At 36.2% G+C, this 25,353-nt stretch carries 28 protein-coding genes, 1 pseudogene and 2 other annotated features; of the genes and pseudogenes, 11 read left to right on the top strand and 18 right to left on the bottom strand.

Features of this window, described 5'->3' with window-relative positions:
* The first annotated feature begins 39 nt into the window (after positions 1–39).
* Positions 40–471: a hypothetical protein gene (locus NST14_RS06740; RefSeq protein WP_000332405.1), complete on the top strand. Its 432-nt coding sequence runs from the start codon at positions 40–42 to the stop codon at positions 469–471.
* A 42-nt stretch (positions 472–513) separates the two neighbouring features.
* Here NST14_RS06740 and NST14_RS06735 read toward each other — a convergent pair.
* Positions 514–740 (bottom strand): annotated as a pseudogene (locus NST14_RS06735) (YARHG domain-containing protein); the annotation flags it as partial.
* A 76-nt stretch (positions 741–816) separates the two neighbouring features.
* Positions 817–1,590 carry a zinc ribbon domain-containing protein gene (locus NST14_RS06730; protein ID WP_000649876.1) on the bottom strand — a complete coding sequence of 258 codons (774 nt, stop codon included), beginning with the start codon at positions 1,588–1,590 and terminating at the stop codon, positions 817–819.
* A 197-nt stretch (positions 1,591–1,787) separates the two neighbouring features.
* Between NST14_RS06730 and NST14_RS06725 the strand changes: the two genes are divergently transcribed.
* The gene (locus NST14_RS06725; protein WP_000424508.1) at positions 1,788–2,621 is read left to right on the top strand and encodes a hypothetical protein; all 834 of its coding nucleotides are present in this window, start codon (positions 1,788–1,790) and stop codon (positions 2,619–2,621) included.
* Positions 2,622–2,635: 14 nt separating this feature from the next.
* On the opposite strand, the gene NST14_RS06720 is transcribed toward NST14_RS06725, so the two are convergent.
* The 12 genes from NST14_RS06720 to trpE form a co-directional block, all read right to left on the bottom strand.
* A complete protein-coding gene (locus tag NST14_RS06720; protein WP_001128586.1) occupies positions 2,636–3,319 on the bottom strand; it encodes a DUF2278 family protein in 684 nt (227 codons plus the stop codon).
* A 90-nt stretch (positions 3,320–3,409) separates the two neighbouring features.
* Positions 3,410–4,909: an L-lactate permease gene (locus NST14_RS06715; RefSeq protein WP_000974169.1), complete on the bottom strand. Its 1,500-nt coding sequence runs from the start codon at positions 4,907–4,909 to the stop codon at positions 3,410–3,412.
* A gap of 618 nt (positions 4,910–5,527) precedes the next feature.
* On the bottom strand, positions 5,528–5,908 hold the full coding sequence (locus NST14_RS06710; protein ID WP_000733134.1) for a hypothetical protein: 381 nt from the start codon (positions 5,906–5,908) through the stop codon (positions 5,528–5,530).
* 142 nt (positions 5,909–6,050) lie between these two features.
* A complete protein-coding gene (locus NST14_RS06705) occupies positions 6,051–6,866 on the bottom strand; it encodes a hypothetical protein (protein ID WP_000751438.1) in 816 nt (271 codons plus the stop codon).
* 339 nt (positions 6,867–7,205) lie between these two features.
* A complete protein-coding gene (locus NST14_RS06700) occupies positions 7,206–7,556 on the bottom strand; it encodes a DUF4029 domain-containing protein (RefSeq protein ID WP_000946143.1) in 351 nt (116 codons plus the stop codon).
* A 74-nt stretch (positions 7,557–7,630) separates the two neighbouring features.
* On the bottom strand, positions 7,631–8,407 hold the full coding sequence (trpA, locus tag NST14_RS06695) for a tryptophan synthase subunit alpha (protein WP_229142921.1): 777 nt from the start codon (positions 8,405–8,407) through the stop codon (positions 7,631–7,633).
* Positions 8,408–8,410: 3 nt separating this feature from the next.
* The gene (gene trpB, locus NST14_RS06690; RefSeq protein WP_001105010.1) at positions 8,411–9,604 is read right to left on the bottom strand and encodes a tryptophan synthase subunit beta; all 1,194 of its coding nucleotides are present in this window, start codon (positions 9,602–9,604) and stop codon (positions 8,411–8,413) included.
* Positions 9,601–10,215 (bottom strand): N-(5'phosphoribosyl)anthranilate isomerase, encoded by a 615-nt coding sequence (trpF, locus tag NST14_RS06685; RefSeq protein WP_048557227.1) that lies wholly within the window; start codon positions 10,213–10,215, stop codon positions 9,601–9,603. Before trpF ends, trpB begins: the two co-directional genes overlap by 4 nt.
* Positions 10,212–10,973, bottom strand: coding sequence for an indole-3-glycerol phosphate synthase TrpC (gene trpC, locus NST14_RS06680; protein WP_048557228.1), 762 nt, complete (start codon positions 10,971–10,973; stop codon positions 10,212–10,214). Before trpC ends, trpF begins: the two co-directional genes overlap by 4 nt.
* Position 10,974: 1 nt before the next feature.
* Entirely contained in the window at positions 10,975–12,000 is a 1,026-nt protein-coding gene (trpD, locus tag NST14_RS06675) for an anthranilate phosphoribosyltransferase (protein ID WP_001067335.1), read from the bottom strand.
* Positions 11,997–12,584 carry an aminodeoxychorismate/anthranilate synthase component II gene (locus tag NST14_RS06670; RefSeq protein WP_048557229.1) on the bottom strand — a complete coding sequence of 196 codons (588 nt, stop codon included), beginning with the start codon at positions 12,582–12,584 and terminating at the stop codon, positions 11,997–11,999. Before NST14_RS06670 ends, trpD begins: the two co-directional genes overlap by 4 nt.
* Entirely contained in the window at positions 12,581–13,999 is a 1,419-nt protein-coding gene (trpE, locus tag NST14_RS06665; protein WP_048557230.1) for an anthranilate synthase component I, read from the bottom strand. The genes NST14_RS06670 and trpE overlap by 4 nt, the downstream gene beginning before the upstream one ends.
* 52 nt (positions 14,000–14,051) lie before the next feature.
* Positions 14,052–14,296 (bottom strand) — a binding site (T-box leader).
* 42 nt (positions 14,297–14,338) lie between these two features.
* Positions 14,339–14,576, bottom strand: a binding site (T-box leader).
* Positions 14,577–15,032: 456 nt separating this feature from the next.
* Here trpE and putP point away from each other — a divergent pair.
* Complete coding sequence (gene putP / locus NST14_RS06660) at positions 15,033–16,511, top strand: sodium/proline symporter PutP (protein WP_000107220.1); 1,479 nt, start codon at positions 15,033–15,035, stop codon at positions 16,509–16,511.
* Between the two features lie 271 nt (positions 16,512–16,782).
* Positions 16,783–17,181 carry an Ig-like domain-containing protein gene (locus NST14_RS06655; RefSeq protein WP_000878719.1) on the top strand — a complete coding sequence of 133 codons (399 nt, stop codon included), beginning with the start codon at positions 16,783–16,785 and terminating at the stop codon, positions 17,179–17,181.
* A 24-nt stretch (positions 17,182–17,205) separates the two neighbouring features.
* Here the strand turns inward: NST14_RS06655 and NST14_RS06650 are convergent, their stop codons facing one another.
* Both NST14_RS06650 and NST14_RS06645 read right to left on the bottom strand, forming a co-directional pair.
* Complete coding sequence (locus NST14_RS06650; protein ID WP_048557231.1) at positions 17,206–17,601, bottom strand: PH domain-containing protein; 396 nt, start codon at positions 17,599–17,601, stop codon at positions 17,206–17,208.
* Positions 17,602–17,680: 79 nt separating this feature from the next.
* Positions 17,681–18,592, bottom strand: a complete 912-nt coding sequence (locus NST14_RS06645) for a DMT family transporter (protein WP_048557232.1) — start codon at positions 18,590–18,592, stop codon at positions 17,681–17,683.
* A gap of 203 nt (positions 18,593–18,795) precedes the next feature.
* On the opposite strand from NST14_RS06645, the gene NST14_RS06640 reads away from it, so the two are divergent.
* The 6 genes from NST14_RS06640 to exsF all read left to right on the top strand — a co-directional run bounded on the left by NST14_RS06640 (position 18,796) and on the right by exsF (position 24,009).
* Positions 18,796–19,527 (top strand): alpha/beta hydrolase, encoded by a 732-nt coding sequence (locus NST14_RS06640; protein WP_001076848.1) that lies wholly within the window; start codon positions 18,796–18,798, stop codon positions 19,525–19,527.
* A 92-nt stretch (positions 19,528–19,619) separates the two neighbouring features.
* A complete protein-coding gene (locus tag NST14_RS06635) occupies positions 19,620–20,138 on the top strand; it encodes a YjcG family protein (RefSeq protein WP_000765876.1) in 519 nt (172 codons plus the stop codon).
* Position 20,139: 1 nt separating this feature from the next.
* Positions 20,140–20,562: a GNAT family N-acetyltransferase gene (locus tag NST14_RS06630; RefSeq protein ID WP_000543279.1), complete on the top strand. Its 423-nt coding sequence runs from the start codon at positions 20,140–20,142 to the stop codon at positions 20,560–20,562.
* Positions 20,563–20,661: 99 nt separating this feature from the next.
* Positions 20,662–22,728, top strand: coding sequence for an ATP-dependent helicase (locus NST14_RS06625; RefSeq protein WP_000191174.1), 2,067 nt, complete (start codon positions 20,662–20,664; stop codon positions 22,726–22,728).
* Positions 22,729–22,870: 142 nt separating this feature from the next.
* A complete protein-coding gene (cotY, locus tag NST14_RS06620) occupies positions 22,871–23,338 on the top strand; it encodes a spore coat protein CotY (RefSeq protein ID WP_001277716.1) in 468 nt (155 codons plus the stop codon).
* A gap of 167 nt (positions 23,339–23,505) precedes the next feature.
* Positions 23,506–24,009 carry an exosporium protein ExsF gene (exsF, locus tag NST14_RS06615; protein WP_000492931.1) on the top strand — a complete coding sequence of 168 codons (504 nt, stop codon included), beginning with the start codon at positions 23,506–23,508 and terminating at the stop codon, positions 24,007–24,009.
* Between the two features lie 78 nt (positions 24,010–24,087).
* On the opposite strand, the gene NST14_RS06610 is transcribed toward exsF, so the two are convergent.
* The gene (locus NST14_RS06610; protein ID WP_011181560.1) at positions 24,088–24,273 is read right to left on the bottom strand and encodes a hypothetical protein; all 186 of its coding nucleotides are present in this window, start codon (positions 24,271–24,273) and stop codon (positions 24,088–24,090) included.
* A gap of 101 nt (positions 24,274–24,374) precedes the next feature.
* Positions 24,375–24,734: a DUF1360 domain-containing protein gene (locus NST14_RS06605; RefSeq protein ID WP_000899670.1), complete on the bottom strand. Its 360-nt coding sequence runs from the start codon at positions 24,732–24,734 to the stop codon at positions 24,375–24,377.
* A 125-nt stretch (positions 24,735–24,859) separates the two neighbouring features.
* Here NST14_RS06605 and exsY point away from each other — a divergent pair, with 125 nt between their 5' ends.
* The gene (gene exsY, locus NST14_RS06600) at positions 24,860–25,318 is read left to right on the top strand and encodes an exosporium assembly protein ExsY (RefSeq protein ID WP_001277736.1); all 459 of its coding nucleotides are present in this window, start codon (positions 24,860–24,862) and stop codon (positions 25,316–25,318) included.
* The last annotated feature ends 35 nt before the right edge of the window (positions 25,319–25,353 follow it).

Below are 25,353 nucleotides of genomic sequence, written 5' to 3'. Positions count from 1 at the left end.
ATGCTATAACAGTAACAATTGAAAGTAGGTGAAACATACATGTGCGCCGGCCTTCTCGCCCAGCTTCCAGATGAACCGCAAGAACCAAAAGAACCGAAACCCGCCGTCTCACTTGACCAAGAATTTTCCATTAATGCAACAATATATAGCGCTCGTGCTTGGTTATCTAACGATGATACATTTGCGCAAGATATTTGGAAAGCTACCCAATTCGCTTCAGCATCACATGCTGGCAAGTCCATCTTTCCAGTCGGTTCTGTTAAAATTATAAACTTCTCTGATGATACAATTACTGTTATTGCTTCACCAGAATCAGATCATGCGCTCAAAATAGTCGTCCCACCCCATTCCGAGGCAGCCCTAACGTCTGGTCCTTTATCACATATACAAGCTAGTACATCAGGAGGATCCAGTAAAGTCACATTTCTCTTTCACATCTTTTTCTCAAGGGATCCTGGTTCAGATAAATAACGATAAAAAGGTACAGTTATGCACTGTACCTTTTTATCGTGTTTATTCTCTTGATTTAATGAGTTCAACATTATAAGATTCAATATCCGTTAGCTCTCCTGTATAATACTTGTTTTCTCTATACCAAGACTGCTTTGAAAAATATGTCCATGCCTTGCGTATATTTCGTTTCTCTCTATTTTCAATTGTTCTTTCGATAAGTATGTTAAGTCCCCACTCGTTAATTTTCGGATATCAATATCAGGAAAGATGAAGCCATTATATATATACTGAGGTTTTGACAAAATTGAACACCGTCTTCAAAATGAGTGCCACACTTTGTACATACATTCATCCACCTTTTCGTTAGAAGCCAGTGAATCCCTGTGTAAAGGTTTGAATTATCGTGCTAATGTAAGACCACAGTACAATGAATGTTGCAATTCCAATTAAAACATTTGCGATAAGAAGTGTATAAATAAGGTCTAATCCGCCGTTATCTAGCTTTACTATAGCAACAATTATACTAATTGACATATACGTTGTAGCCAGCCCTAATAAGATTGGTAAGAAAAAGATTAATAAAAAGCTAAACAGAAAAGAAAGAACTAATATAGCAATAGCTGGCGTCGCTATCGTTCCCCACACACCGAATACTTCAAGAAATGAAAATGAAGATTTCATCATCTTTCCACTTACAAAAATAATAAATCCGACAAATAAAGTTAAAATTAGTAAAAATAAAAAGACAGTTATAGAGTCCCAAAAAAAATTAGGAGTCGTTATATCTGGTGCAAATGTTCTCGTAACAGCAGCTGCTGTGCTCATCATTCTATAAAAAATACATGCTCCTAAAAAACAAATAAGAACAAGACTTACAATTCCATTTCGTACTTCAATCTTGCCGCTTTTCATAATCGCTGTCGGTGCTTTGAAAGCATGTTTAAAAAACTGAAAATATCCACTCGCAAATCGCTTCGCTTGCTCTACCGTTTCATTTGTTCGAGTTTTCTTTGCTAAAGCTACGCGTTCCTGTTGCTCACCTTCACTCGCTACGGCTTCCTCCGTTAACGAATGTCCACAATTCCCGCAAAACTTTGCCTCTGCTCTATTTTCTGTATGACACGCCAGACATTTCATTCTCGCATTCCCCCCTTAAGCAGATACCGTATAGGGTGTTACAAATTCAATATATGACTTTGTACATAAAACATGACTACAAGAAAAAGATTCTGAAATCCTCCTTCTGAAAGAAAATATATGTGCTAGCAATCTTGAAAAAAAATGCTATTATGAAACAGAATAAATAATATTTTTAACAGATTGGATGAAAAACAATGGAATTGGTAAACTCAATTTTTCAAATACTCCTTACAAGCGTAATCCAATTATTTTCTTTAATTGGCGTTATCATTGTAATCGGATTTCTATTAGGCTATTTAGAATCACTAACACGGATGTATTGGTCGAGAGCATTTGGAAGAAAAGGATTCCTTTTGACTGCTTGGATTGGTGTTCCTATTCATGAACTTGGACATGCCATTATGTGCGTACTATTTCGTCATAAAATTGTAGCAACGCAGTTTTTCCCAACAGATACAAGCCAGGGCGCTTTAGGCTACGTACAACATCAATACAATCATAAAAGTGTATATCAACGAATTGGAAACTTCTTTATCGGCATCGGGCCTATTATTTCTGGTATTACCGCACTAATCCTTTTAATGCGCTATTTCGTACCAAATTCATATTTTTTATTTCATACAACTCTCGAAAAAACAATCACTTCTACTTCTATTAATGTAGAAATGGTTCAAAACATGCTCTTGTCGACGTTCGTATTATTGAAAAGTTTATTTACAATAAATAATGTATTGAATCCTTCCTTTTGGCTATTTTTATTTATCGCCATTTGTATTTCTGCACATATCGCTTTAAGCAAACCAGATATTCAAGGATCAATAGACGGTGTTATCGTCATGTTTATCGTGTTATTTTTATTCAACATCATAGCGGGATTGTTTCAGTATGATAGCAACCAACTAATTGGAAAAGTGATGAAGTATAATATGTACCTCATTGCGTTTTCTAGTGTAGCACTGCTGTTCTCTTGTATTTCTACACTTGTTAGTTTTGGGTTTTATAAAATAAGAGGAGGGCGTTCTTTTTGAACGCCCTCTTCTTCTCAATTATTCCTCTTATAATCACAATGCTCAACCGGCACACGAGCATGTCCCTCTTCATCGGTACACCATGACTGTGACTGGAAGGCAAGGAATATACCGATCCATTTTTCTTCCTTTTCAAAGTGAATGAGTATTCCTCCGTCTTGCCATATACCATTATCACCTTTCCATTTTTCTACATTCCCTTGATTCATGTGAATATCATGTATCCCGTTTCCTGGTTCGAAATGAAAGTAAGAATCGGGTGTATTTTCTTCTGGTCCCCATCTTTCACCGAACGCGTAAATAATTGCTTTTTCTTCTATTGCTTGTTTTATATAACGTTCTATTTTTTCATTTAAATCATTATCCACTCCTGCTTTTTCAGCAGGTAAAGGAATCATTTGCTTGGAATCAAATAAATTACCTCTTACGTAGTCTAAAGCTACTTTCGGTTCATTGTTTTTTATTTCTGTAAAACCAAATGGTAATGTTGGTAAAATATGAATCGCTTCTGACCGAATATTGTCGCTTGCAAAATATAAAACTTCTGACGGATAACTTTGCGACTTTACGTTAATTGCAATACGATAATCTACTTCTGCTTCACCTTGTAAATGAACTTGATAATGAGGAGTTTTCCCTTTTCCGATTTTAGATTGTATAACTGTACCTTTTAACACGCCGTAGTTTTTTAGGGGCATACATTTCATCTCCTATTCATTTAATAGAAGCTATTCATGTTTAAAACATTATCCACTCATAACAAAAATCCTCCTATGTCAGGAGGATTTTTAATTTCTCAACATATACCAAACAACAACCTCTACCACTATAAGCAACACCGCACCAAAAATCATTAACGTCGTCTTCTTTAATAGTTCATTTTCACGATACGGAATGTTACATAAATACGCACCTAGTGTAATCCGTGACGGGCAAGCGATCGTCGCTACTGATGATGCGGTGTTTTGCAATGTTGTGACGTATTGCCACGGGAGTGCTACATTTTGCGCCGTTTGCATTTGTAGTTTTATGAACATCGCATTTGAGCCTGCATTACTACCTGTTAAAAAGCCACCGATACCACCGATAAACGGAGCAACGAAAACGAAAAATGTTCCAAATGTTTCACCAGCCGTTTTTGCAAGTAATGAATGCATGCCAGATGCACCCATTAATTCTGAAATGGCGATAAACATTGTCGTCGTAATCGCAAAAGGAATCCATTGTTTGATCGTTTGTGAGAGTGATTGTTTAATAATATTAGACGGGATGCGGAAGAAAATAATAGTAAATAAGCAAGTCATACCGAGCCAAAATCCTGGTGAATATAGTAACTCTAGTTTGTAAGAGTATGATTTCAAATCAAGAACCGCATATGATCTGAACAAATCATGTAATGCTGGAACGAGGCGAGAAAGTAAAATACAAACTGTTAGAAATATATAAGGGCTAATAATTTTTATAATAGATACTTCTCTCTCCGTTGCAGCCGCATGCTCTGTTATAAGATTTTGCCCACTTTTTCCTTTTAATTTAATGATAAGAAAGCCAAATGTAATCGTAATGATAGAACTTAGTATACCTGCTAGTTCAACACTTACGTATGCGTTAGAAAGATAGATTCCGAGAGAAAATAATAGAAAGAAACTGAATCCTTCCTTCCACTTTTCAATAACCGCCTGCCAGCCGCCAACAACGTGTAAAGAAAGAATGACGAAATAAGCAAACATCGGGATACTTAATAGCGCTGTATTTGTACCGAGTGTTGTAAGCGGCATATTGATAAGTTGCGAACCGATAATCGTACCAGTTGCCATTGCCCCCCATGAACTAGCTAGTAAGCCGATAAACGAGAGCAGTACAGCTTGGAACGGTTTATAACCTAATGAAAGAAAAATAGGTGCTGCAACCATAAAACCAATTCCGAATCCACTTACCGATTCAATTAGTGGGCAAATACCAAAGCACATAAGAAGCATTTGTAATAAACGATCTTGCGTCACTTCTTCTAAAAAACGCGCTACTTGGTCGATGTACCCCATTTTGTTCATGAGGTGAAATAAAAAAATACCGAAAAATAAAACGTACCCGACAATAAAACAAATTAACCATCCTTTAATCGTTGCGTGCACAGTTTCACTTATCCCTAATTGAAACGTTGGCGAGAGTAAAACGATTCCAACACATACCGCATAAGAAATTAACGAGGATCTTAATGACGTTTGTTTCAATAAAAATAAGCAAATGAAAATCATCATAATTGGGATAAGTGCCAAAAATATGGCCATGTTATCATCTCATTTCGTTTAAAATACAATTTTCAACTATTATATAACAGATTCACAAAAGAAGACGAGTGATTAAACATATTATAATGAAAGAGATTATTTATTATGTATCCCCTGTTAAAAGAACATATATTAGTTTTTGAGACAAAGAAGTAACTCACAGCAAAAGGGTTATTGAGGTCAGTTGACCGAGTACAAAAATTTCAGGAAGGAAGATTTGTGTATAAGAGTTAATACCAGAATATAGGAAAAGGTACATATGGGTAGATAAAGAAGGTATTTTTGCGATAATGCATTAAGTATTTGGATTATACAGAGGCCAGTAGGAACACATAGAAAACATACTGTTATGCATTAAAGTAATATTTCTTATATATATACAAGAAACTAGGAAAGATCTCAAACGTATGAGACTAGAAGAGTTTGTAAGTTGGTTGCAACGTCCCTATAAAAACACAATTGAATAATTTATTACTACAGCTATTCATGAAAAAGTTAGGTGTTATAGTATAAGGGTACCGAAAAAGCCCATTTTATAAGAAAAAAGAGACTTTTGATAAAAATTCTTGTTTTTTTAATTAATTACTTTTTCAGTCCCTCTATAGTACTTGGAACATTTTATTTTTTTGATTTCAACAAGAACGTTTCTTCATTCTTACCATTCCATTTAATGGTAACTTTTATACTCTCCTTTTTATCAGTTGCCATACATCCCTGACAATTAGATGATAAAAAAATAGTTGCCCCCTTATGAATCTCTACCTTTTTAGAAGTCTGTTCAAATTTACTGCTAATACTAATTTCTAAATTCTCAAATTTTGTATCTTTATCACCATTCTTATAATGAAAATCATAATTCCCATGTTCTTCATTCCCATCAATGTTTACTGAATATCTTCCTGCCCAATGTTGACTTTCTCCAGAAAAAACACTGTATTCTTTTGAGCAGCTTCCTAAAATGGGAATAAAAATTAATAAAAAAGCAATTAATTTTTTCAATGTTTTCCTCCTATAATCACAATTTTTTCTATGCCTATATAAGTTGTTGAAAAACAATCTTCCAATTTAATATTTAATTCTATATAGTAAAACAATCCCCTTCTATTTTAAGAGGATTGTTTTACTATATATTTGTATAATATTAAAAGTTATTTGACCAACTAAATTGCCAAGAAGAACCCCCTCGTTTAATTGTTACATATTGTCCAGCCCCTACATACGCTTGTCCAGCTCCTGATGTAATAGTTGATACTTTTGGCCATGAAGGTGCCGTGTAGTTAAATGTAAGACCTCCTGGGTAGTAATCTTGTTGCTTCATCACTGCCCCATTTACACCAACTCCAGATTGGTTTAATCTCACACGTCTGTTTGGTATAGTGTAACTACTATCTGCTATTTGCCAACCACCTTGTACACTTGAAAGAGATATCCATCCTGATGTTTCATTTATATAGAGTCTACTATAAGCTTTCAAACCACCAGTGTCATCCCATTTTTCTCTATATTTATCTGCTAAAGCGACAATACCTTTTTTAGAATCATTCTCAGCCTCTTGGATAACAGCAAGATTAGTAACAACATATGTCTTGCTTTTCGTTCCGTCTGCATAAGTTATTTCTTCGAGTAATTGAGAAGTTTGATAATCGTCAGCGTTTAATGTATTTGATGTGCTTTCGCTAATAGCAACTCCTTGTTGGATTGGGGTGATTTTCGCTTCTGATTTAAATTTTAGACTGTCTTTAAAATCTTGTTTATTGATTTTTGCTCTCTCATATAATACGTTTAAATCTGTAATTTCATCATATTTCTTAACATCTTTAATTTTAGATTCCCCAGTAGTTTTTTTAATCGCTGGAGCATCTTGTGTTTGAGCTAAGCTAGAAGTAGGAGCAATGAAACTAGTAAAACCAATTGATAAAGCTAGACTTGCATAAAACAAACCTTTAGTTTTCTTCATAGTATTCCTCCCTAATTATAATAGTTTTGCCACAAACCCATTATATGTAATTTTTTCAAACAAAACAACAATATGTAATTAATTGGAATATAATAATTACATATACATTTATGCTACTATCTATTTAATTATTTTAAATGATAAACAATCACTTAAAAATTAACGGAATTTTTGCTTACAAAATTTGTTTTCACGTATGGAAAACAAATTTATTGTCAATCTGCATTGCAGCTATAATAGTAAATCCTATGTATATAAGAAATCCAAATTCAGTTTTAAAAATCATATCAAAATAAAATATCTTAATAACATAGGCTCCTTTTTTGAGTACACAACAATTTATCTATTATTCTCAAAAACCGTCTGCTGCCCAATTATTTTGTCTAACACAACAAACACAATATAAGCACATATGACTTGCAATACAACATCCCCAAATTTTATTAATTCAAATGAATGGATACATCCAAATAATTCATTTAATAATACAATCGAAACGATACTAAATAATTCTATACTAATCGAAAATATACATATTTCTAAAATAGATTGCTCTTGAATGCGATTTAAGTTTGAAAAGATGAATACATATCCTAAAAATAGAGCCATCAACTCTATTTTTGTCATGCTAATGAGCCAAGCGTATAGTGGTACAGTTAGAAGTAGATATAATAGTTTCCGTCTTAGCATGCTTTCTCACCCTCTAAATTATATGTATTTTCTGTATATTTTAACATTTATTACACAAAACAAAAAGAAGAGACTTATGCCTCTTCTTTTTGTTTTGTTGCCTGTATGAATTCACATATTTCTTCTCGTTTTCCATTTTCTAACAGTTCAATGATTTTACTTCCAACGACAACCCCGTCACATAATGTAATCATTTCTTCTACATGTTCCTTTGTTGAAATACCGAACCCTGCCACTACCGGTAAATGCGTATGTGATTTTACTTTTTCTAAGTAACTATGAATCTCCTCTTTAAAGTTTTGACGTACTCCTGTTACGCCCGCTACTGTAACGGCGTAGACGAACCCTTCTGATTCACTCGTAATTTTCTCAATTCGCTCAATTGGGCTTGTAACGGTAACGAGTGGGATTAAAGCGATATTTGCAATTCGGAGAAGCGGTGCAATAATATTTTGTTCTTCATACGGTAAATCTGGAACGATAATACCGTCCACACCTGCCTCTAAGCATCTCTCAATGAATCGTTCTTTTCCGAATGCAAGTACTGGATTTAAGTATGTCATGAGTACAAACGGAATTTGCACTTCTTTCCTTACCTCTATTAATGCTTGAAAAATGCCTTTTACTGTTACACCGCTATCTAGCGCTCGTTTCCCTGCTCTTTGAATCGTCGGGCCGTCTGCGACTGGATCTGAAAACGGGATGCCGATTTCAACGATGCTTGCTCCCGCTTCGTCTAGAAAACGAATTCTTTCTTTTAATTTTTCAAGGCCACCATCTCCGCCCATTACGTACGGAATAAATGCTTTCTTGCCATTTTCAAATGCTGCTTTCATTTTTTCTACTCCCATTGTTTACACCTCTTCCATATAACGTTTTATACTCTCTACATCTTTATCACCGCGGCCAGATAAACAAATGACAAGCCCTTCGTCTTTCTTCATTTGCGGCGCTAATTTTAAAGCGTACGCGACAGCATGCGAGCTTTCTAACGCCGGGATAATTCCTTCTTTTTTCGTTAATAATTGAAATGCTTCTAACGCTTCATCATCAGTAATGGAATGATAAGAAACGCGGCCAATATCTTTTAGCAAGCTATGTTCTGGCCCAACACCAGGGTAATCAAGTCCCGCCGAAATAGAGTGAGCTTCTTGAATTTGTCCTTCTTCATTTTGCAGAAGATACATCATCGATCCGTGGAGAACGCCAACGCTTCCTTTCGTTAAAGTAGCTGCATGCTTTTCTGTATGAACTCCTTTCCCTGCTGCTTCTACGCCGTAAAGAGCAACTTCTTTATCGTGTACGAACGGATAAAACATTCCCATCGCATTACTACCACCACCAATACAAGCAACGACTGCTTCTGGTAACTTTCCTTCTAATGCTTCATATTGTTTTTTTGTTTCTTTCCCAATTACACTTTGGAAATCACGAACAATTTGCGGGAATGGATGTGGTCCGAGAACAGATCCCATAATGTAGTGCGTATCATGCACATGTGAAACCCAGTAGCGAAGCGCCTCGTTTACCGCATCTTTTAATGTACCGCTACCTGCTGCTACACTTTCTACTTTCGCTCCGAGTAATTCCATTCGGAACACATTTAATTTTTGACGTCTTACATCTTCTTCTCCCATAAAAATGACGCATTCTAAACCGAGAAGGGCACATACAGTAGCTGTTGCGACTCCGTGTTGTCCAGCTCCTGTTTCAGCGACAACTTTTTTCTTTCCCATTCGCACCGCAAGAAGTGCCTGACCAATTGTATTGTTAATTTTATGAGCTCCTGTATGGTTCAAATCTTCACGTTTTAAATAAATCTTTGCACCTCCGCAATACTCCGTCATATTCTCAGCGAAATAAAGCGGTGTTTCTCTTCCGACATACGTTTTTAAATAATGATTTAATTCCTTTTGAAACTCTTCATCTTCCATTGCCTCTTTATATGCTTCTTCTAGTTCTAATACAGATTGCATTAATGTTTCTGGAACGTATCGTCCTCCGTATATACCGTAGTGACCTTTTTCATCTGGATATGCGTAGTTCATTTAGAACACTCCTTCGCTTTTATAATAAATTGTTTTATTTTCTCTACATCTTTCTTTCCTTCTGTCTCTACTCCGCTGCTCACATCGACCATATATGGCCGAACAGTTCGAATTGCTTCTTCTATATTAAGAGTGTTTAATCCACCAGCTAATATCGTTTTCTCTCGTAATTCTTTTGGCATATGCGCAAGTAACTCCCAAGAAAATGTCTTTCCATTTCCTCCGTGAAACTTTTCTTTCGGACTATCAAACAATATATAATCCGTTTCATATGCTTGAGCATTTTTCATATCGGCCTCTGAAGTTACTCCGAGCGCTTTTATAGACGGAATATTCAATCTTCTAATCTGATGATTATCTTCGTCCCCATGTAGTTGCACATGTGTTAACCCGCAATTCTCTGTAATTTTCTGGATTACTTCTACTGATTCATTTACGAAAACACCGATTTTTAACACGTTGGCTGGAAGTTCCTGAATGATTTCTTTCGCTAGCCCTGGAGTAATTTTTCTCTTACTTTCTGCAAAAACAAATCCGAGTGCATCAGCTCCGTATTCGCAAGCACGTTTTGCTGTTTCCATATCAGTGATCCCGCAAATTTTCACTTTCATATGTTCACCTTACAATCTTCAAAAAAGGTATGAATAGAAGACGATGTCATAAGCGCTTCTCCAACTAGTACACCTTTTGCCCCAGCTCGTTTAACGCGAATCATGTCTTCTTTTGAATGAACCCCGCTCTCACTAATCCAAAGTAATTTCTCCTCATTTAATCGTTTTCCAAGCTTTTCTGTTTGACTTAAATCGACTTTGAATGTTTTTAAATTACGGTTGTTAATACCGATAACGTGCGGATTTAATTGAATTGCAATTTCTAATTCCTGTTCATCATGAACTTCAACAATCGCTTCTAACCCTTTTTCTAGTACGTAGCTATACAACTCTTTTAATTTCTCTTTCGTTAACGCCGCTACGATTAGTAAAATAATATCTGCACCAGCTTCATACGCTCTATCAATTTGAATCTTATCGATTATGAAATCTTTACATAAAAGCGGAATGCTACTTTCTTCTCTTGCCGTTTGTAAATCATAAAATGATCCTTTAAAAAATTGACCGTCTGTTAAAACAGAAACTGCACCAGCGCCGCATTCTTCATATGCCTTCACTTGTTTTCGTACATCAACATGTAAATTAATATCTCCTTTTGATGGTGATGCTCGCTTTACTTCTGCAATGACAGTAAATTGCTCTAGAGCCTTTACAAGTGAGCGCGTTTTTCTTTTTTCTTTTACTGGTGTATATGTTTCATATAATGCCGCAACTTCCTTTTTCTTTTGATCTACAATTTTGTCTAAAATCGTCCCCACTTTAATTCACCCTTTCTAATTTTTCGTTACTTGCTGCAATTAATAAGTTTAGTTTCGCTAATGCTTTTCCAGAGTCAATGCTATGTGCTGCGAGTGTTATTCCTTCTTCAATCGTCTTTGCTTTTCCATTTGCGAAAAGAGCAAGCCCTGCATTGAATAAAACAGTATCACGGTAAACACTCTTCTCTCCGCTTAATACTCCGAGCGTAATCTTTGCATTTTCTTTCGAATTCCCTCCTCTAATCTCTTCGTTTTTCACTATTGAGAATCCATATTTCTCAGGTTCAATACTCGTTTCTACTATTTCATTATCTTTTAAAATGACAACATGATTTTCTCCTTGCAATGATGCTTCATCTAAAAACCCACTTCCGTTTACGACAAGTGCTTGTTTTCTTCCTAGTTTCTGTAGTACTTGCGCAACTGGTAGTAACATATCTCGTTTATAAATGCCGACAAATTGTGTTTCTAAATTCACCGGATTCGTTAACGGTCCAATTAAGTTAAAGATCGTCGGAACGTTTAATTCTTTTCTTATTTTCATAATGCGCTTTAATGCTGGATGCATCGCTGGTGCGAATAAAAATGCGATTCCGACATGCTCTAATAAATAATCAATTTCGTTTGGCGTACTACTAATATTTACACCGAGTTCTTCTAATAAATCTGCACTTCCTGTTTTACTAGAAACAGCACGATTACCATGTTTTGCAACCTTTACGTCAGCTCCTGCCAGTACAAATGCTGATGTTGTGCTAATATTAAACGTTTGGGCACCGTCACCACCTGTCCCGCAATTGTCCATCGCGCCTTGTATATGATTCGAAAACGGTAATGCCTTTTCGCGAAGAGCTCGAACGAGACCGTATATTTCTTCTGCCGTTTCACCTTTCGCTTTCAGTAAGACTAAGAAAGCTGCAATTTCACTTTCCAATATGTTTTCATTTAATAAAAGAATCCCCGCTTTATACATTTCCTCTTCTGTTAAATGTTGTCCCTCCACCAATTTACGAAGATAGTTATTCATACTCTTTCCTCCTCTTTCACTTCGCCTAAAAAGGCACGTATTAACTTTCCGCCTTCTTCTGTCGCGATTGATTCCGGATGAAACTGTAATCCGAAGAGCGGATAATAATTGTGACGAACTGCCATTATTTCTCCATCGTCCATCGCTGTCGCTAATATGTCAAAACACTGTGGCAAGCTCGTTTGTGCTGCAACAAGAGAATGGTAGCGCATCGCTGTTAGCGGCTGCGTCACATACGAAAAAATTGACGTTCCGTTATGTTTCACACGCGATGTTTTTCCGTGTTTAATGCGCTCTGCTCTTACAATCTCTCCTCCAAACGCTGATATAATTGCTTGATGACCAAGGCAAATACCTAACATGGGAACGTTCTTATAAAAATGATGAATCACTTCAATACAAATGCCAGCATCCTCTGGTTTTCCTGGTCCTGGCGAAAGCACAATTCCTTTTGGGTTCATTTCTTCTAATTGTTCTATCGTTATTTGATCATTTCTTACGACAACAATCTCTTCTTCGTATTCGCCTAATAGTTGATACAAGTTATATGTGAATGAATCATAATTATCGATCAGTACAATCATTTCATTACCTCCAATAGCGCTCTCGCTTTATTTAATGTTTCTTCATATTCAGCTACTGGATCTGAATCGTAAACGATACCCGCTCCTGCCTGAACGTATGCTTTTTCATCCTTTACAACCATTGTTCGAATGGCGAGCGCCATATCAAGATTCCCTGAAAAACTAACGTATCCAACTGCACCGGCGTACACATTTCTTTTTTCATTCTCTAGCTCATTTATAATTTCCATCGCCCTAATTTTCGGAGCACCTGATACCGTCCCCGCTGGTAAGCAATACGCTAATGCATCAAATCCGCTCATTCGTTTTCGTAATGTTCCGTAAACTTCAGATACAATGTGCATAACGTGAGAATATTTTTCTACTTTCATATATTTATCTATCGTAACTGAGCCGATTTCACTCACCCTACCAATATCATTTCGCCCAAGATCTACAAGCATCATATGCTCCGCTCGCTCTTTCTCATTTTCTAACAGTTCTTTTTCAATCTCCGTATCTTCCTCCTTCGTTTTCCCTCTCGGTCTCGTACCGGCAATTGGATTCGTCATTACTTTATCCTCCCTTACCGATAACAAACTTTCTGGCGAAGAACCGAGTACAACATAATCTTGAAAATCGATATAAAACATATATGGTGATGGATTGGCAATTCGAAGTTTTCGATATAACGCGAATGGATCTCCAATACATTCGCTTTGCAAACGCTGAGATAATACAACTTGAAATATATCCCCGGCCCCAATATGTTCTTTCGCCGTTTCTACCATCGCGCAAAATTCTTTTTCCGTTATAGAAGAAGTGAATGATAGTGTTGATCTTATTTCGGTTACTTCAGCTTCTTCTCCCTGTAGCACTTCTTCTTTGTATATTTGCAACCTTTCATATACTTCTTCGTAATCTGCTGAATCATCTTCCCTGCATACATATACAAACGACAACTTTTGGCGTAAATGATCGTAAACGATAAACTCACGATATATTAAAAGGTGTACTTCTGGAATATTCAATGGATCATATAAATCTGCTCCAATGTTTTCATATTGCCGAATGACGTCATAGCCAATATAACCAACTGCTCCACCGCAAAATGGAAATGGACTATCTACTTGAGCTGACGCAATCACTTCTTCTAACACTTGAAGTACGTTACTTTGCAACTTTTCTGACCTGCCGTAAATAGTTCGTTCCACTTCTGTACCAGCACTTTTCACTTCACTATATGGATTACAACCTAAGTAAGAATAGCGCCCTTTATCTTGATGAAGCTGTGAGCTTTCTAATAAAAATTTCTTTTTACCTTTCATACGTCTATATAAAGAAATTGGCGTAATGCTATCTCCTTCTTCTTCAGTGATTACTAAAAATGTCTTTCTCTCTCTTTTTTGTTTTATAAATTCTTCTTTCGTCATCATGTCCTTCACCTCGCCCTGAAAAATAAAAAAGTCCTCTACATATCGAAAATATGTAGAGGACGATAAATATACCGCGGTACCACCTCGTGTTGGATGCAAAAGCATCCCGCTTTGTTCAGGTACAAAATTTATACCTTATCCTTGTAACGGCGGAACCCGGGTTGCCTACTGAAAATAATTGTTCAGCATACCTCTCGTAAGCCCATTCCGTATATGACACCGCACCGGGCTCCCACCTATCCCCGGCTCTCTGTAACGTCTCCAATATACGTACTCTTCTTACTTAAACGATTTCATTTATTTAATTTTTTATACACAAAAAGGGAGTACTCATCCTATAGAAAGGACGGGTACTCCCGTGGTGCCACCTTAATTCGTTACGAACGTAACGCACTTTACCGTATCAAAAACAATACGTGTCTCTTGTATCGATGAGATCATGTCGCCAAAGCCTACTTCTTTCGTTTCGGTTTGGAAGCTCCGAAGCCCATTCCACATCAATTCCATACTGATTCGCACCAACCATCAGCTCTCTGACATGTTCATCATGTGTACTCTTCTTCATCAACGCTTGCATTTTTTTAAGTTGCACTCATTATAGACCTAACTTTTTTCACAAGTCAATACTTTTTAAAAAATTTTATTTTTCTCTCCTTTCAATATTATATTGACAAAACAACCTCTTTTTATGTAAATATAATAAATACTCTATTAAAAATAAGGTTTTTTGTATGAATATTATATATCAAAAAAGTAAAATGACATCAAAAAACGCTTACATTTCTGAAAATTCATATTTCTGTATGGATTTTTCAGAATAATCATGATAGATTATAAAGTGAAACTTTAATCAGTGGGGATTTTGTTCATCCCCCACTGATTATTAGTTGAACCAATCGGGCATTTACGGGCAGTTGATCTCCCACCTAACTTCCTTGCCCAGCCGATTTTAAGGTGGGAGTTTTACTGCCCGTTAATGCGGGATAAATATGCATAACGCATCAAAAGACATGACAAAAGGAAGGGGAACTACATGAGTACGCAGATGTTAACTTTAACTTCTATCTCTATTTACATGCTCGGGATGTTAGTAATTGGCTATTTTGCCTATAAACGAACGTCCAACTTAACAGATTATATGCTTGGCGGGCGTACACTAGGCCCCGCAGTAACGGCATTAAGTGCTGGAGCATCCGATATGAGTGGTTGGCTTTTAATGGGCTTACCCGGTGCAATGTTTAGCGTTGGATTAAGTAGTAGTTGGATTGCGATCGGCCTAACACTAGGCGCATACGCAAACTGGCTATATGTCGCTCCTCGCTTACGTACCTACTCAGAAATTGCAAACAACTCTATTACTATCCCAGAATTTTTGGAACACCGATTCCAAGACAAATCCCATATGCTACGCTTAGTATCTGGACTTGTTATTATGATTTTCTTTACTTTTTATGTAGCTTCAGGATTAGTTTCAGGCGCTGTATTATTTGAAAATTCATTTGGTATGAACTACCATGTTGGATTATTCATTGTTGCAGGCGTTGTTGTCGCTTACACGTTATTTGGTGGTTTCTTGGCAGTAAGTTGGACAGACTTCGTGCAGGGAATCATTATGGTAATTGCTCTTATTCTTGTTCCTACTGTTACAATTATGAATGTAAATGGGCTTGGTCCAGCATTTAGCACAATTAAATCAATTGATCCAACATTATTAGACATTTTTAAAGGCACTTCTGTATTAGGTATTATTTCATTATTCGCATGGGGCCTTGGTTATGTTGGACAACCACATATTATCGTACGATTTATGGCAATTTCTTCTGTAAAAGAAATTAAAAGTGCAAGACGAATTGGTATGAGCTGGATGATTTTCTCTGTTGTTGGAGCTATGTTTACTGGTCTTATCGGTATTGCATACTACTCAGACAAAGGATTAAAGCTATCCAATCCAGAGACAATTTTCCTGGAACTGGGAAAAATTTTATTCCACCCGCTTATTACTGGATTTTTATTAGCCGCTATTTTAGCAGCAATTATGAGTACAATCTCATCTCAGTTACTCGTTACTTCTAGTGCCATAACTGAAGACTTATATCGTACTTTCTTTAAACGTTCTGCTTCTGATAAAGAGCTTGTATTTGTCGGCCGTATGGCTGTACTTGTTATTGCATTAGTTGGATGTGCATTAGCGTTTAAACAAAATGATACGATTTTAGCTCTTGTTGGATACGCTTGGGCTGGATTTGGCTCTTCATTCGGACCTGCTATTTTATTAAGCTTATACTGGAAACGTATGACGAAGTGGGGCGCACTTGCTGGTATGATTTCTGGTGCCGCTACAGTCATTATTTGGACTCAATTCAAATTCTTAAAAGAATTCTTATATGAAATGATTCCTGGTTTCACTATTAGTTTACTAGTAATCGTAATTGTTAGTTTACTAACACAGCCTTCAAAAGAAATTGAAGAGCAATTTGAGAATTTCGAAAAACAACATAGTGATAATCTATAAAGGAAAAGCTCTGCTGTTATGATAGCAGAGCTTTCTTTTTATCCCGCTATTTGTTGGCAATAAGACTCACACCTCAAAATTCGGCGAATACGAAGGAGCTAGGTGGGAAATAACTGCCCGATTGGTAAAGAACTAATTAAATTTGCAATTTATCAATGTTCGACAATCTTCTGCTCGAATTTAACAATTTCTTTATGTTTCATTAAATTAAACGTAACACTACTCCTTTATAGTAATACTATCAGCACTTATACAGAAAGGGGACTCCAACATGTTAGCAGCTTTCCAGCAACAACAAACACGAAAATTTTCACCTATCACCAATACTTCTGCGTCTTGTTTGAACATACAACCTAATCCACCTAAAATTTCAATCGCTCCTTCTGTTATTTCAGTCATCGGTGTTCATATGGAAAAAAATAAGTTGAAAATAAGAACTGGCCAAAGCACTGAGTTGTCCGCCACTGTTTTGCCAGTACAAGCAACCAATAACGAACTTATTTGGACGAATATGAATGCTGATGTTATCACACTGTATCCAAAAGGTGATACAGTAACGATTACTGGAAAAAGTGCAGGTAGAGCAGTCGTAATTGTTACAACTGCTGAAGGTAAGTTCAGGGACCTATGTATCATTCATGTACAACCTTATATGACAAACCCAAAGTAAAAGAGTGGCTATGAAGCCACTCTTTTACTTTATTTCAATGTGTGGATTTTTACTTGTAACGAGATTGATAAATTTCTCTTTATCTTTAGGAGAAATAATTTCTGTTTGATGTGATCCATAAATAATTTCAAGTCGATCAAGTGACAATGCATAGGCTGCTATTGGATTTTTCGTATTTGAAATTTGTTTTATATCTCGTATCAATATGCGCTTTTTCACGAAACCGGATCTAATAGTAATTGTTTCTTCTCCGACAATATATTTTGTTGAAAACCAACTCCAAATAAATACTATGGCTAATGGGATTGTGAAAAATAAAAGAAAATATTCTCTTCCTGCAAATATGGGAGCAAAACACGCTCCCATGACAACGAAAAAAATCGGATATAACCATGCATCTTTTTTTGATAGAAACTCCATTTCCCTCCCCCTTCTACGCCGCCCGTATTTCTATAAAACAAAAAGAGAAGTATCACAACTTCTCTTTTCTCTCTTAACATTATAATTCCTGTGTATAAACAGGCTCGTTTACGACATTTTTTGCTGTTCTTTTTTGTTGCTGCAATAAGAAAACAGATACACCAAACAATACGAGTATGCTACCGATCATTTGCATTGCATTTAATCTTTCCCCAAGTAAGAAGAACGCTAGTATAGATGCTCCAACTGGTTCCCCTAAAATACTCATCGAAATTGTTGTTGCATTTACGTAGTTTAATAACCAATTATTAATGACGTGTGACACTGTCGGCACGACCGCAAGTAAAAGAAAGACGGTCCAATCCCACTTTGTATAACCTGTAAAAGGCACTTGCAATACTATATTATAAATTCCCATAAAAATACCTGCGAATGCAAAGACTGTAAAGCTGTAAATCCAGTGTGATACTTTCTTTACTGTCGTTTGCCCGATAAATAAATAACCGACAACTGCTATTACACTTAAAAAGGATAATATATCTCCATAAATTGCTTGTTTACTTAGTCCTAAATCTCCCCAACCAATACACACTACACCTAATATCGCAATTCCCATTGTCGCAATGGCTGAGTATGTTGTTCTTTCTTTAAATAAGAAAAAACCTCCAACTAAAGATACGATTGGTTGAAGCGCTAAAATAATCGTCGAACTCGCAACTGTTGTATGCTTTAAAGATTCAAACCATAAAAGAAAATGAAGTGCTAAAAAGAAACCAGATCCAATTAAAAATCCCCAATCTTTTATTTGAATCTTACTAAACTCTTCCCGTTTTTTCCAAACGATAGGCAGCATAAGAAGTACGATAATCCATAATCGATACATACTTAATATGGAAGATGGTGCTGAGGACATCTTTACAAAAACTGCTGCGAATGAAATGGCTATAATGGAAATGGCTAATGGTAGTGCGATTGATCTTTCTTGTTTCAAATTCCGTCTCCCCTCTCACCTGTCAAAAATCCCACTTCATTATATCCGTTTTCTTTCCTAACTTAAATACTAATTTTTTAGATTCTTCGTACCATTATGGTAAAATAGAAACGAAAGCACCTATTAGTGAATATTTCTTTCTTTTTCACTACAAGCGTCGCTCTTACAATTATTACAGTAAATTTTTATTTAGGGGGATCTACATGAATCAAACAATTGGGAGAATTGAAGAAATTTCATTTTATAGTGCATCACTTCAAGAAGATGTTACACTTCTCGTTTACTTACCGGTAAATTACACACCGCTGCACAAACATACAGTTGTCATTGCACAAGATGGCAGAGATTATTTTCAGCTTGGGAAAGCACACCGTGTAATTGAGCGCCTTCGTGAAACTGAAGAAATTGACCGTACAATTATTGTCGGTATTCCCTATAAAAATGTCCACGATCGTAAAGAAAAATATTTCCCAAACGAAGTAAAAAACGCTGCTTATATTCGTTTCCTTGCTCATGAACTTGCGCCATATATCGATGAAAATTATCCAACGTACCAAATGGGAAAAGGTCGCGTGCTAATTGGAGATTCTCTTGGCGGAACAGTTTCCTTTATGACTGCACTTATGTATCCGCATACATTCGGTAAAGTCGTTATGCAATCACCATTTGTGGATGAAACAGTAATGAACTTAGCAAAAGACTTCAAAAATCCGGAGGCGCTAGAGCTTTATCACGTTATTGGGACAGAAGAAACAGCTGTAAAGCGCACGGATGGACAAGTATCTGATTTCGTAGGGCCGAACCGTGAGCTTAATACGCTTCTGACAGATAGAAATTTCATCACGCATTACGAGGAGTTTGAAGGTAATCATACGTGGAAATATTGGCAAACTGATTTACCGAAAGCTTTCTCTCATATGCTATCAATGAAATAATAGAGAGCAGTATTCAGAATAATTTGATATAATAGATTAAGAGAGTTATTTTCTCAAAATCTAACTAGACTTACAAAGGGAGGAATTGGAACATGAAATTAGGCATTGTAATTTTTCCATCTAAAATGATTCAAGATAAAGCGAACGGATTGCGTAAACGTTATGATCCGCACTACGCATTAGTTCCGCCACATATTACATTGAAAACACCCTTTGAGACGCAAGATGAACAATTAGAATCGATTGTAAACGAGTTACATACAATCGCAAGTAAAACGAACCCTTTCACCCTTCATGTTGGAAAAGTTGGTTCATTCGCACCTGTTAATAATGTTATTTATTTTAAAGTAGAAAAAACACCTGAACTTACTTTCTTAAATGAGGAAATGCATAGCGGATTCTTTACACAAGAACGCGAATACGCTTTTGTACCTCATTTAACAATTGGACAAGGCTTATCAGATGCAGAGCATGCTGATGTACTAGGTCGATTACGTATGAAAGATTTCTATTACGAACAACCAATTGACCGCTTCCACCTTCTATATCAATTAGAAAACGGAACATGGACTGTACACGAAACATTCCGCCTTGGAAAGGGGAACAACTAATTTGCATGCACAGATCGTACAAACGGACGAACAACTAAGAGATGCATTCTCTGTACGTAAGCAAGTATTTGTGAAGGAACAGCAAGTTTCTGCCGAAGAAGAGTATGATGAGTTTGAAGAAACTTCCATACACGTCGTTATATATGATAATGATGTTCCCGTTGGTGCTGGGCGTTTTCGCACCATTGATGGAATAGGAAAAATGGAACGCATTTGCGTACTAGCTTCCCATCGAAAAAAAGGCATCGGAAAAATTGTTATGAATGCACTTGAAGCATATGCGAAGGAAAACTCGCTACCAAAATTGAAGCTGCATGCTCAAACACATGCAGAAGATTTCTATAAGAAACTTGGATATGTAACGAATTCTGATGTATTTATGGAAGCAAATATTCCTCACATCGTTATGATAAAAGAATTGTAATTTGAAAACAGGAGGTATCCCCTCCTGTTTTTTACATTGCTATTTTCTTTTTCTTCCGCTAAAGTTAAATGTTGATGCTATAGTTTTGAAGGTGAATATATGACACAAGAAAAATTTTCACAAAAATCATTAACGCACGCTGATATTCCACGTGCAACATATCATATTCCGAAAACATCTACCCATTTAATTATGGAAGAAGATGCAGATGCGGCGTATTTCCGCGCTCTCGAACAGCAAAATGTATTTTTAAACGAAAAACAATTAGAGGCTGTACGAACGACAGAAGGCCCTGTTCTTACACTGGCTGGTGCTGGAAGCGGGAAAACATCTGTTTTAACAACTCGCGTCGGTTATTTAGTAAATGTAAAACAAGTTCATCCGCGAAATATTTTATTACTTACATTTACACAAAAAGCGGCTGAAGAAATCCGAAATCGTGTAGCGAATTTACCGGGTATGAATCATGCGGCAAGTAGCTACGTTGTTGCCGGTACATTCCACTCTGTCTTTTTAAAATTGCTTCGTAGTCAAGGATATAATCAGCAAATTTTAGCAAACGAAAAACATAAACAAATTATGATAAAGAAAATTTTAAAAGAATTGCGTTTAAAAGACGATTATGATGCTGAAACGATGCTCGCGATGATTTCACTTGAGAAAAACAAATTAAATCGTCCGAAAGATGTAAAAGCAAAAACACCCGTTGAACAAGAATTTAAAGAAGTATACGAGCGTTTTGAAGAAGTGAAACAACGATATAATTATATTGATTTCGATGACATCTTATTAGAAACATATTATATGTTAGAAAATAACGCTCCTTTGCTTACCCAATTACAACAACGTTTCCACTATATTGAAGTAGATGAGTTCCAAGATACATCGTATGCTCAATATGAAATTGTAAAATTGTTAGCTTCGCCAAGAAATAATTTATTTATCGCAGGTGATGACGATCAAGCGATATACGGTTGGCGAGGAGCAAGTCACCAAATTATTTTATCTTTTCCAAAAGAATTTGATAACACTACGATTATCGCCCTTAATACGAATTATCGATCCAATCCTTTTATTGTCGGACTTGGAAATGAAGTTATCAAACTAAATCAAGAACGGTTTGATAAAGAGCTATATTCTGTTCGTGAAGAAGGTGTACAACCTTTTTACGCAAGACCGGCTACGACTCTTGATGAAGCAAATCAAATTTTGCAGCTCATTCAAGAAAAAGTAGATAGTGGTGAACGAAATTATAAAGATTTTTGTTTGCTGTATCGCACACATTCTGTAAGCCGTTCGTTACTTGATCAGCTTACCATTCATAAAATCCCGTTTATTAAGCACGGTGCGAGTCAGTCATTTTATGAACATTCTTTAATTAAGCCTGTATTGGATCATTTACGACTCGTAATTGAACCATTTCGATTAGAATCACTTTCAAACATATTACCAACGATGTATATCGGGCGTGATGATTGTATTTCATTTATTGAACGTGAACAATGGAAATATGGTGAAGGCCGTTTCCCTTCTCTTCTTCATTTCTTATTATTAAATCCGAACTTAAAACCTTTTCAAGTGAAAAAGGTAAATGAGCGTATCGATTTTATTAAATTTATAAAAGAATTAGAACCGAAAAAAGCATTAAAAGAAATTATTCATGGTAAAGGAAAGTATTTAGAGTACTTACAAAGTAACGATCGTTCTTCCTTTACGATGCATAAAGATATACAAGAAGAAATGTTAGAAGAATTAATGGAGTCTGCAACTCGTTTCACCGACATTCCAGCTTATTTACAGTTTATTGATGAAGCCATTCAAGGGCAAAAAGAAATGGAAGCATTAAAAACAATGCCGCAAAAAGATGCTGTTTCGCTTATGTCTATTCATAACGCAAAAGGACTTGAATTTCCATGTGTCTTTTTACTCGGGGCGAGCGATGGTATTCTGCCTCATACTTCTTCTTTAAAAGATGCAAATGATCGTGTTACAGAGACTTCTGAAGCTTTAGAAGAAGAACGCCGACTACTTTATGTCGCAATTACACGTGCGAAAGAAGAATTGTACATTTCCTCTCCGCAATTTTTTAGAGGAAAAAAATTAGATATATCTCGCTTTTTGTATACTGTGCGAAAAGATTTACCTGAAAAGACATCCACGAAATAAGGATGTCTTTTTTTATATTGCAATATGTACATCCCTCCTATATAAATTCCCTCTTTTTATCATAAGAATTAACGTAATATCAACCATATCCCACTCATATTGTAATAGTGTATGTCAGAACTCACGAGAAGGAGTGAACATAATGAGCTGCAATTGTAACGAAGATCATCAACATGATTTTGATTTCAACTGTGTATCTAATGTCGTTCGTTTTATACATGAACTACAAGAATGTGCAACGACAACATGCGGATCTGGTTGCGAGGTTCCATTTTTAGGAGCACATAATAGCGCATCCGTAGCAAATACGCGTCCTTTTATTTTATATACAAAAGCTGGAGTACCTTTTGAAGCATTCGCGCCATCTGCAAGCCTTACTAGCTGCCGCTCTCCAATTTTCCGTGTCGAGAGTATAGATGATGATGATTGTGCTGTATTGCGTGTATTAAGTGTCGTATTAGGTGATACCTCTCCTGTACCACCTACTGACGATCCAATCTGTACGTTTTTGGCTGTACCAAATGCAAGATTAATATCGACTAACACTTGTATTACTGTTGATTTAAGTTGCTTCTGCGCTATTCAATGCTTACGTGATGTTACGATTTAAAACTAAATAATGAGTTAAGCATGGATTGGGTGGCAGAATTATCTGCCACCCAATCCATGCTTAACGAGTATTATTATGTAAATTTCTTAAAATTGGGAACTTGTCTAGAACATAGAACCTGTCCTTTTCATTAACTGAAAGTAGAAACAGATAAAGGAGTGAAAAACATGTTCTCTTCTGATTGCGAATTTACGAAAATTGATTGCGAGGCAAAACCAGCTAGTACACTACCTGCCTTCGGTTTTGCTTTCAACGCGTCTGCACCTCAGTTCGCTTCACTATTTACACCACTACTATTACCTAGCGTAAGCCCCAATCCAAATATTCCTGTTCCTGTAATAAATGATACAGTAAGTGTCGGAGATGGCATTCGAATTCTACGAGCTGGTATTTATCAAATCAGTTATACATTAACAATTAGTCTTGATAACGTACCTACTGCACCAGAAGCTGGTCGTTTCTTCTTATCATTAGGTACACCAGCTAACATTATTCCTGGATCAGGTACAGCGGTTCGTTCTAACGTTATTGGTACTGGTGAAGTAGACGTATCCAGCGGTGTTATTCTTATTAACTTAAACCCTGGTGACTTAATTCAAATTGTACCAGTCGAGTTAATTGGAACTGTAGACATCCGTGCTGCAGCATTAACAGTTGCACAAATTAGCTAGTAAAAAGCGGTATTTCTAATACAGAAATACCGCTTTTTTATATGTATAATAAAAAACACTCACAGTAACATGAGTGTTTCATTCTTCATAGTGTTTTATTGTGTTCTTTTTTTTTCCACAATTACATCCCTTTTTCTTCACAAATCCTTGTTGCTGTAATTGTTCTTGATATGCCTGTTGTTGTGCTTGGTGTTGTTGCTGCATGTGATACCATTGCTGCAGGTCATATGAATTTTGCCTTGGATTATTGCTCACAGCAAACATCTCCTCTACTGTCAATTCTGTCTATTTACTATATGAACAACTCTTTATTTCCGTTCCCTCATTCTTTTAAACTCCGCTTTTTCTCGTATTATGGAAATATATTATTCTCCCATAAAATATCCTGTAATCGTTTCAATGATTGCTGCTGCTCCTGCAATAGCTAATAATGCAAGTAACGGCTCTGCAACGATCGGAATCCAATTATATAAGACTAATAAAAAAGCACTAACCCATACACCTGTACACCAATAACAGCTTAATAATTCGCCAACCCACTTTCTTAATCCTTTACCTTTTACTTTTGTAAAAGTTGATACACTTCCATCCGGCTCTGTAATTTCTAATTCATCAATAAATGGTCTTCGCAAAAAGCCTGTAATTTTATCATAAACAATTAAACGAGTGAGCCTAAAAGCAGCTAACGCGAAAATAAAAAATAAAAGCCAGCTTGTAAACAGCATAATTCCACCTTCCCTTATCCTCTTTCGCCTATTTAAAAAAAAAGGTCTTGAGATTGTGACCAAATCTCCTCAACTCCAATATCTTATTAATGTAAATACAAACAAGAAGATAAGGAGTGACATTAATGAGTTGTAACGAAAATAAACACCATGGCTCTTCTCATTGTGTAGTTGACGTTGTAAAATTCATCAATGAATTACAAGATTGTTCTACAACAACGTGTGGATCTGGTTGTGAAATTCCATTTTTAGGTGCACACAATACTGCATCAGTAGCAAATACACGTCCTTTTATTTTATACACAAAAGCTGGAGTACCTTTTGAAGCATTTGCACCATCATCAAGCCTTACTAGCTGCCGATCTCCAATTTTCCGTGTGGAAAGCGTAGATGATGATAGCTGTGCTGTGCTACGTGTATTAAGTGTAGTATTAGGTGACGGTACTCCGGTACCACCTACTGACGATCCAATTTGTACGTTTTTAGCTGTACCAAATGCAAGACTAGTATCGACATCTACTTGTATTACTGTTGATTTAAGCTGTTTCTGTGCGATTCAATGCTTACGCGACGTTACTATCTAATAAGTGAAGTAAACTAAAAAACTATTGGGGTGGTA

The organism is Bacillus sp. FSL W8-0519 (assembly GCF_038005585.1).
Lineage (GTDB): Bacteria > Bacillota > Bacilli > Bacillales > Bacillaceae_G > Bacillus_A > Bacillus_A paranthracis.
This window is presented reverse-complemented; position numbering and strand designations above follow the sequence as displayed.

Bases quoted from the DNA above. Each gene is read 5' to 3' on its own strand.
- NST14_RS06705 (WP_000751438.1), bottom strand. From the start codon at position 6,866: ATGAAGAAAACTAAAGGTTTGTTTTATGCAAGTCTAGCTTTATCAATT.
- NST14_RS06640 (WP_001076848.1), top strand. From the start codon at position 18,796: ATGAATCAAACAATTGGGAGAATTGAAGAAATTTCATTTTATAGTGCA.
- trpA (WP_229142921.1), bottom strand. From the start codon at position 8,407: ATGGGAGTAGAAAAAATGAAAGCAGCATTTGAAAATGGCAAGAAAGCA.
- exsY (WP_001277736.1), top strand. From the start codon at position 24,860: ATGAGTTGTAACGAAAATAAACACCATGGCTCTTCTCATTGTGTAGTT.
- NST14_RS06655 (WP_000878719.1), top strand. From the start codon at position 16,783: ATGTTAGCAGCTTTCCAGCAACAACAAACACGAAAATTTTCACCTATC.
- NST14_RS06610 (WP_011181560.1), bottom strand. From the start codon at position 24,273: ATGTTTGCTGTGAGCAATAATCCAAGGCAAAATTCATATGACCTGCAG.
- NST14_RS06635 (WP_000765876.1), top strand. From the start codon at position 19,620: ATGAAATTAGGCATTGTAATTTTTCCATCTAAAATGATTCAAGATAAA.
- NST14_RS06670 (WP_048557229.1), bottom strand. From the start codon at position 12,584: ATGATTGTACTGATCGATAATTATGATTCATTCACATATAACTTGTAT.
- cotY (WP_001277716.1), top strand. From the start codon at position 22,871: ATGAGCTGCAATTGTAACGAAGATCATCAACATGATTTTGATTTCAAC.
- trpB (WP_001105010.1), bottom strand. From the start codon at position 9,604: ATGAACTACGCATATCCAGATGAAAAAGGTCACTACGGTATATACGGA.
- trpE (WP_048557230.1), bottom strand. From the start codon at position 13,999: ATGATGACGAAAGAAGAATTTATAAAACAAAAAAGAGAGAGAAAGACA.
- NST14_RS06720 (WP_001128586.1), bottom strand. From the start codon at position 3,319: ATGCCCCTAAAAAACTACGGCGTGTTAAAAGGTACAGTTATACAATCT.
- NST14_RS06715 (WP_000974169.1), bottom strand. From the start codon at position 4,909: ATGGCCATATTTTTGGCACTTATCCCAATTATGATGATTTTCATTTGC.
- NST14_RS06725 (WP_000424508.1), top strand. From the start codon at position 1,788: ATGGAATTGGTAAACTCAATTTTTCAAATACTCCTTACAAGCGTAATC.
- NST14_RS06605 (WP_000899670.1), bottom strand. From the start codon at position 24,734: ATGCTGTTTACAAGCTGGCTTTTATTTTTTATTTTCGCGTTAGCTGCT.
- NST14_RS06700 (WP_000946143.1), bottom strand. From the start codon at position 7,556: ATGCTAAGACGGAAACTATTATATCTACTTCTAACTGTACCACTATAC.
- NST14_RS06740 (WP_000332405.1), top strand. From the start codon at position 40: ATGTGCGCCGGCCTTCTCGCCCAGCTTCCAGATGAACCGCAAGAACCA.
- trpF (WP_048557227.1), bottom strand. From the start codon at position 10,215: ATGAAAGTGAAAATTTGCGGGATCACTGATATGGAAACAGCAAAACGT.
- NST14_RS06625 (WP_000191174.1), top strand. From the start codon at position 20,662: ATGACACAAGAAAAATTTTCACAAAAATCATTAACGCACGCTGATATT.
- exsF (WP_000492931.1), top strand. From the start codon at position 23,506: ATGTTCTCTTCTGATTGCGAATTTACGAAAATTGATTGCGAGGCAAAA.
- NST14_RS06650 (WP_048557231.1), bottom strand. From the start codon at position 17,601: ATGGAGTTTCTATCAAAAAAAGATGCATGGTTATATCCGATTTTTTTC.
- putP (WP_000107220.1), top strand. From the start codon at position 15,033: ATGAGTACGCAGATGTTAACTTTAACTTCTATCTCTATTTACATGCTC.
- NST14_RS06730 (WP_000649876.1), bottom strand. From the start codon at position 1,590: ATGAAATGTCTGGCGTGTCATACAGAAAATAGAGCAGAGGCAAAGTTT.
- trpD (WP_001067335.1), bottom strand. From the start codon at position 12,000: ATGAATAACTATCTTCGTAAATTGGTGGAGGGACAACATTTAACAGAA.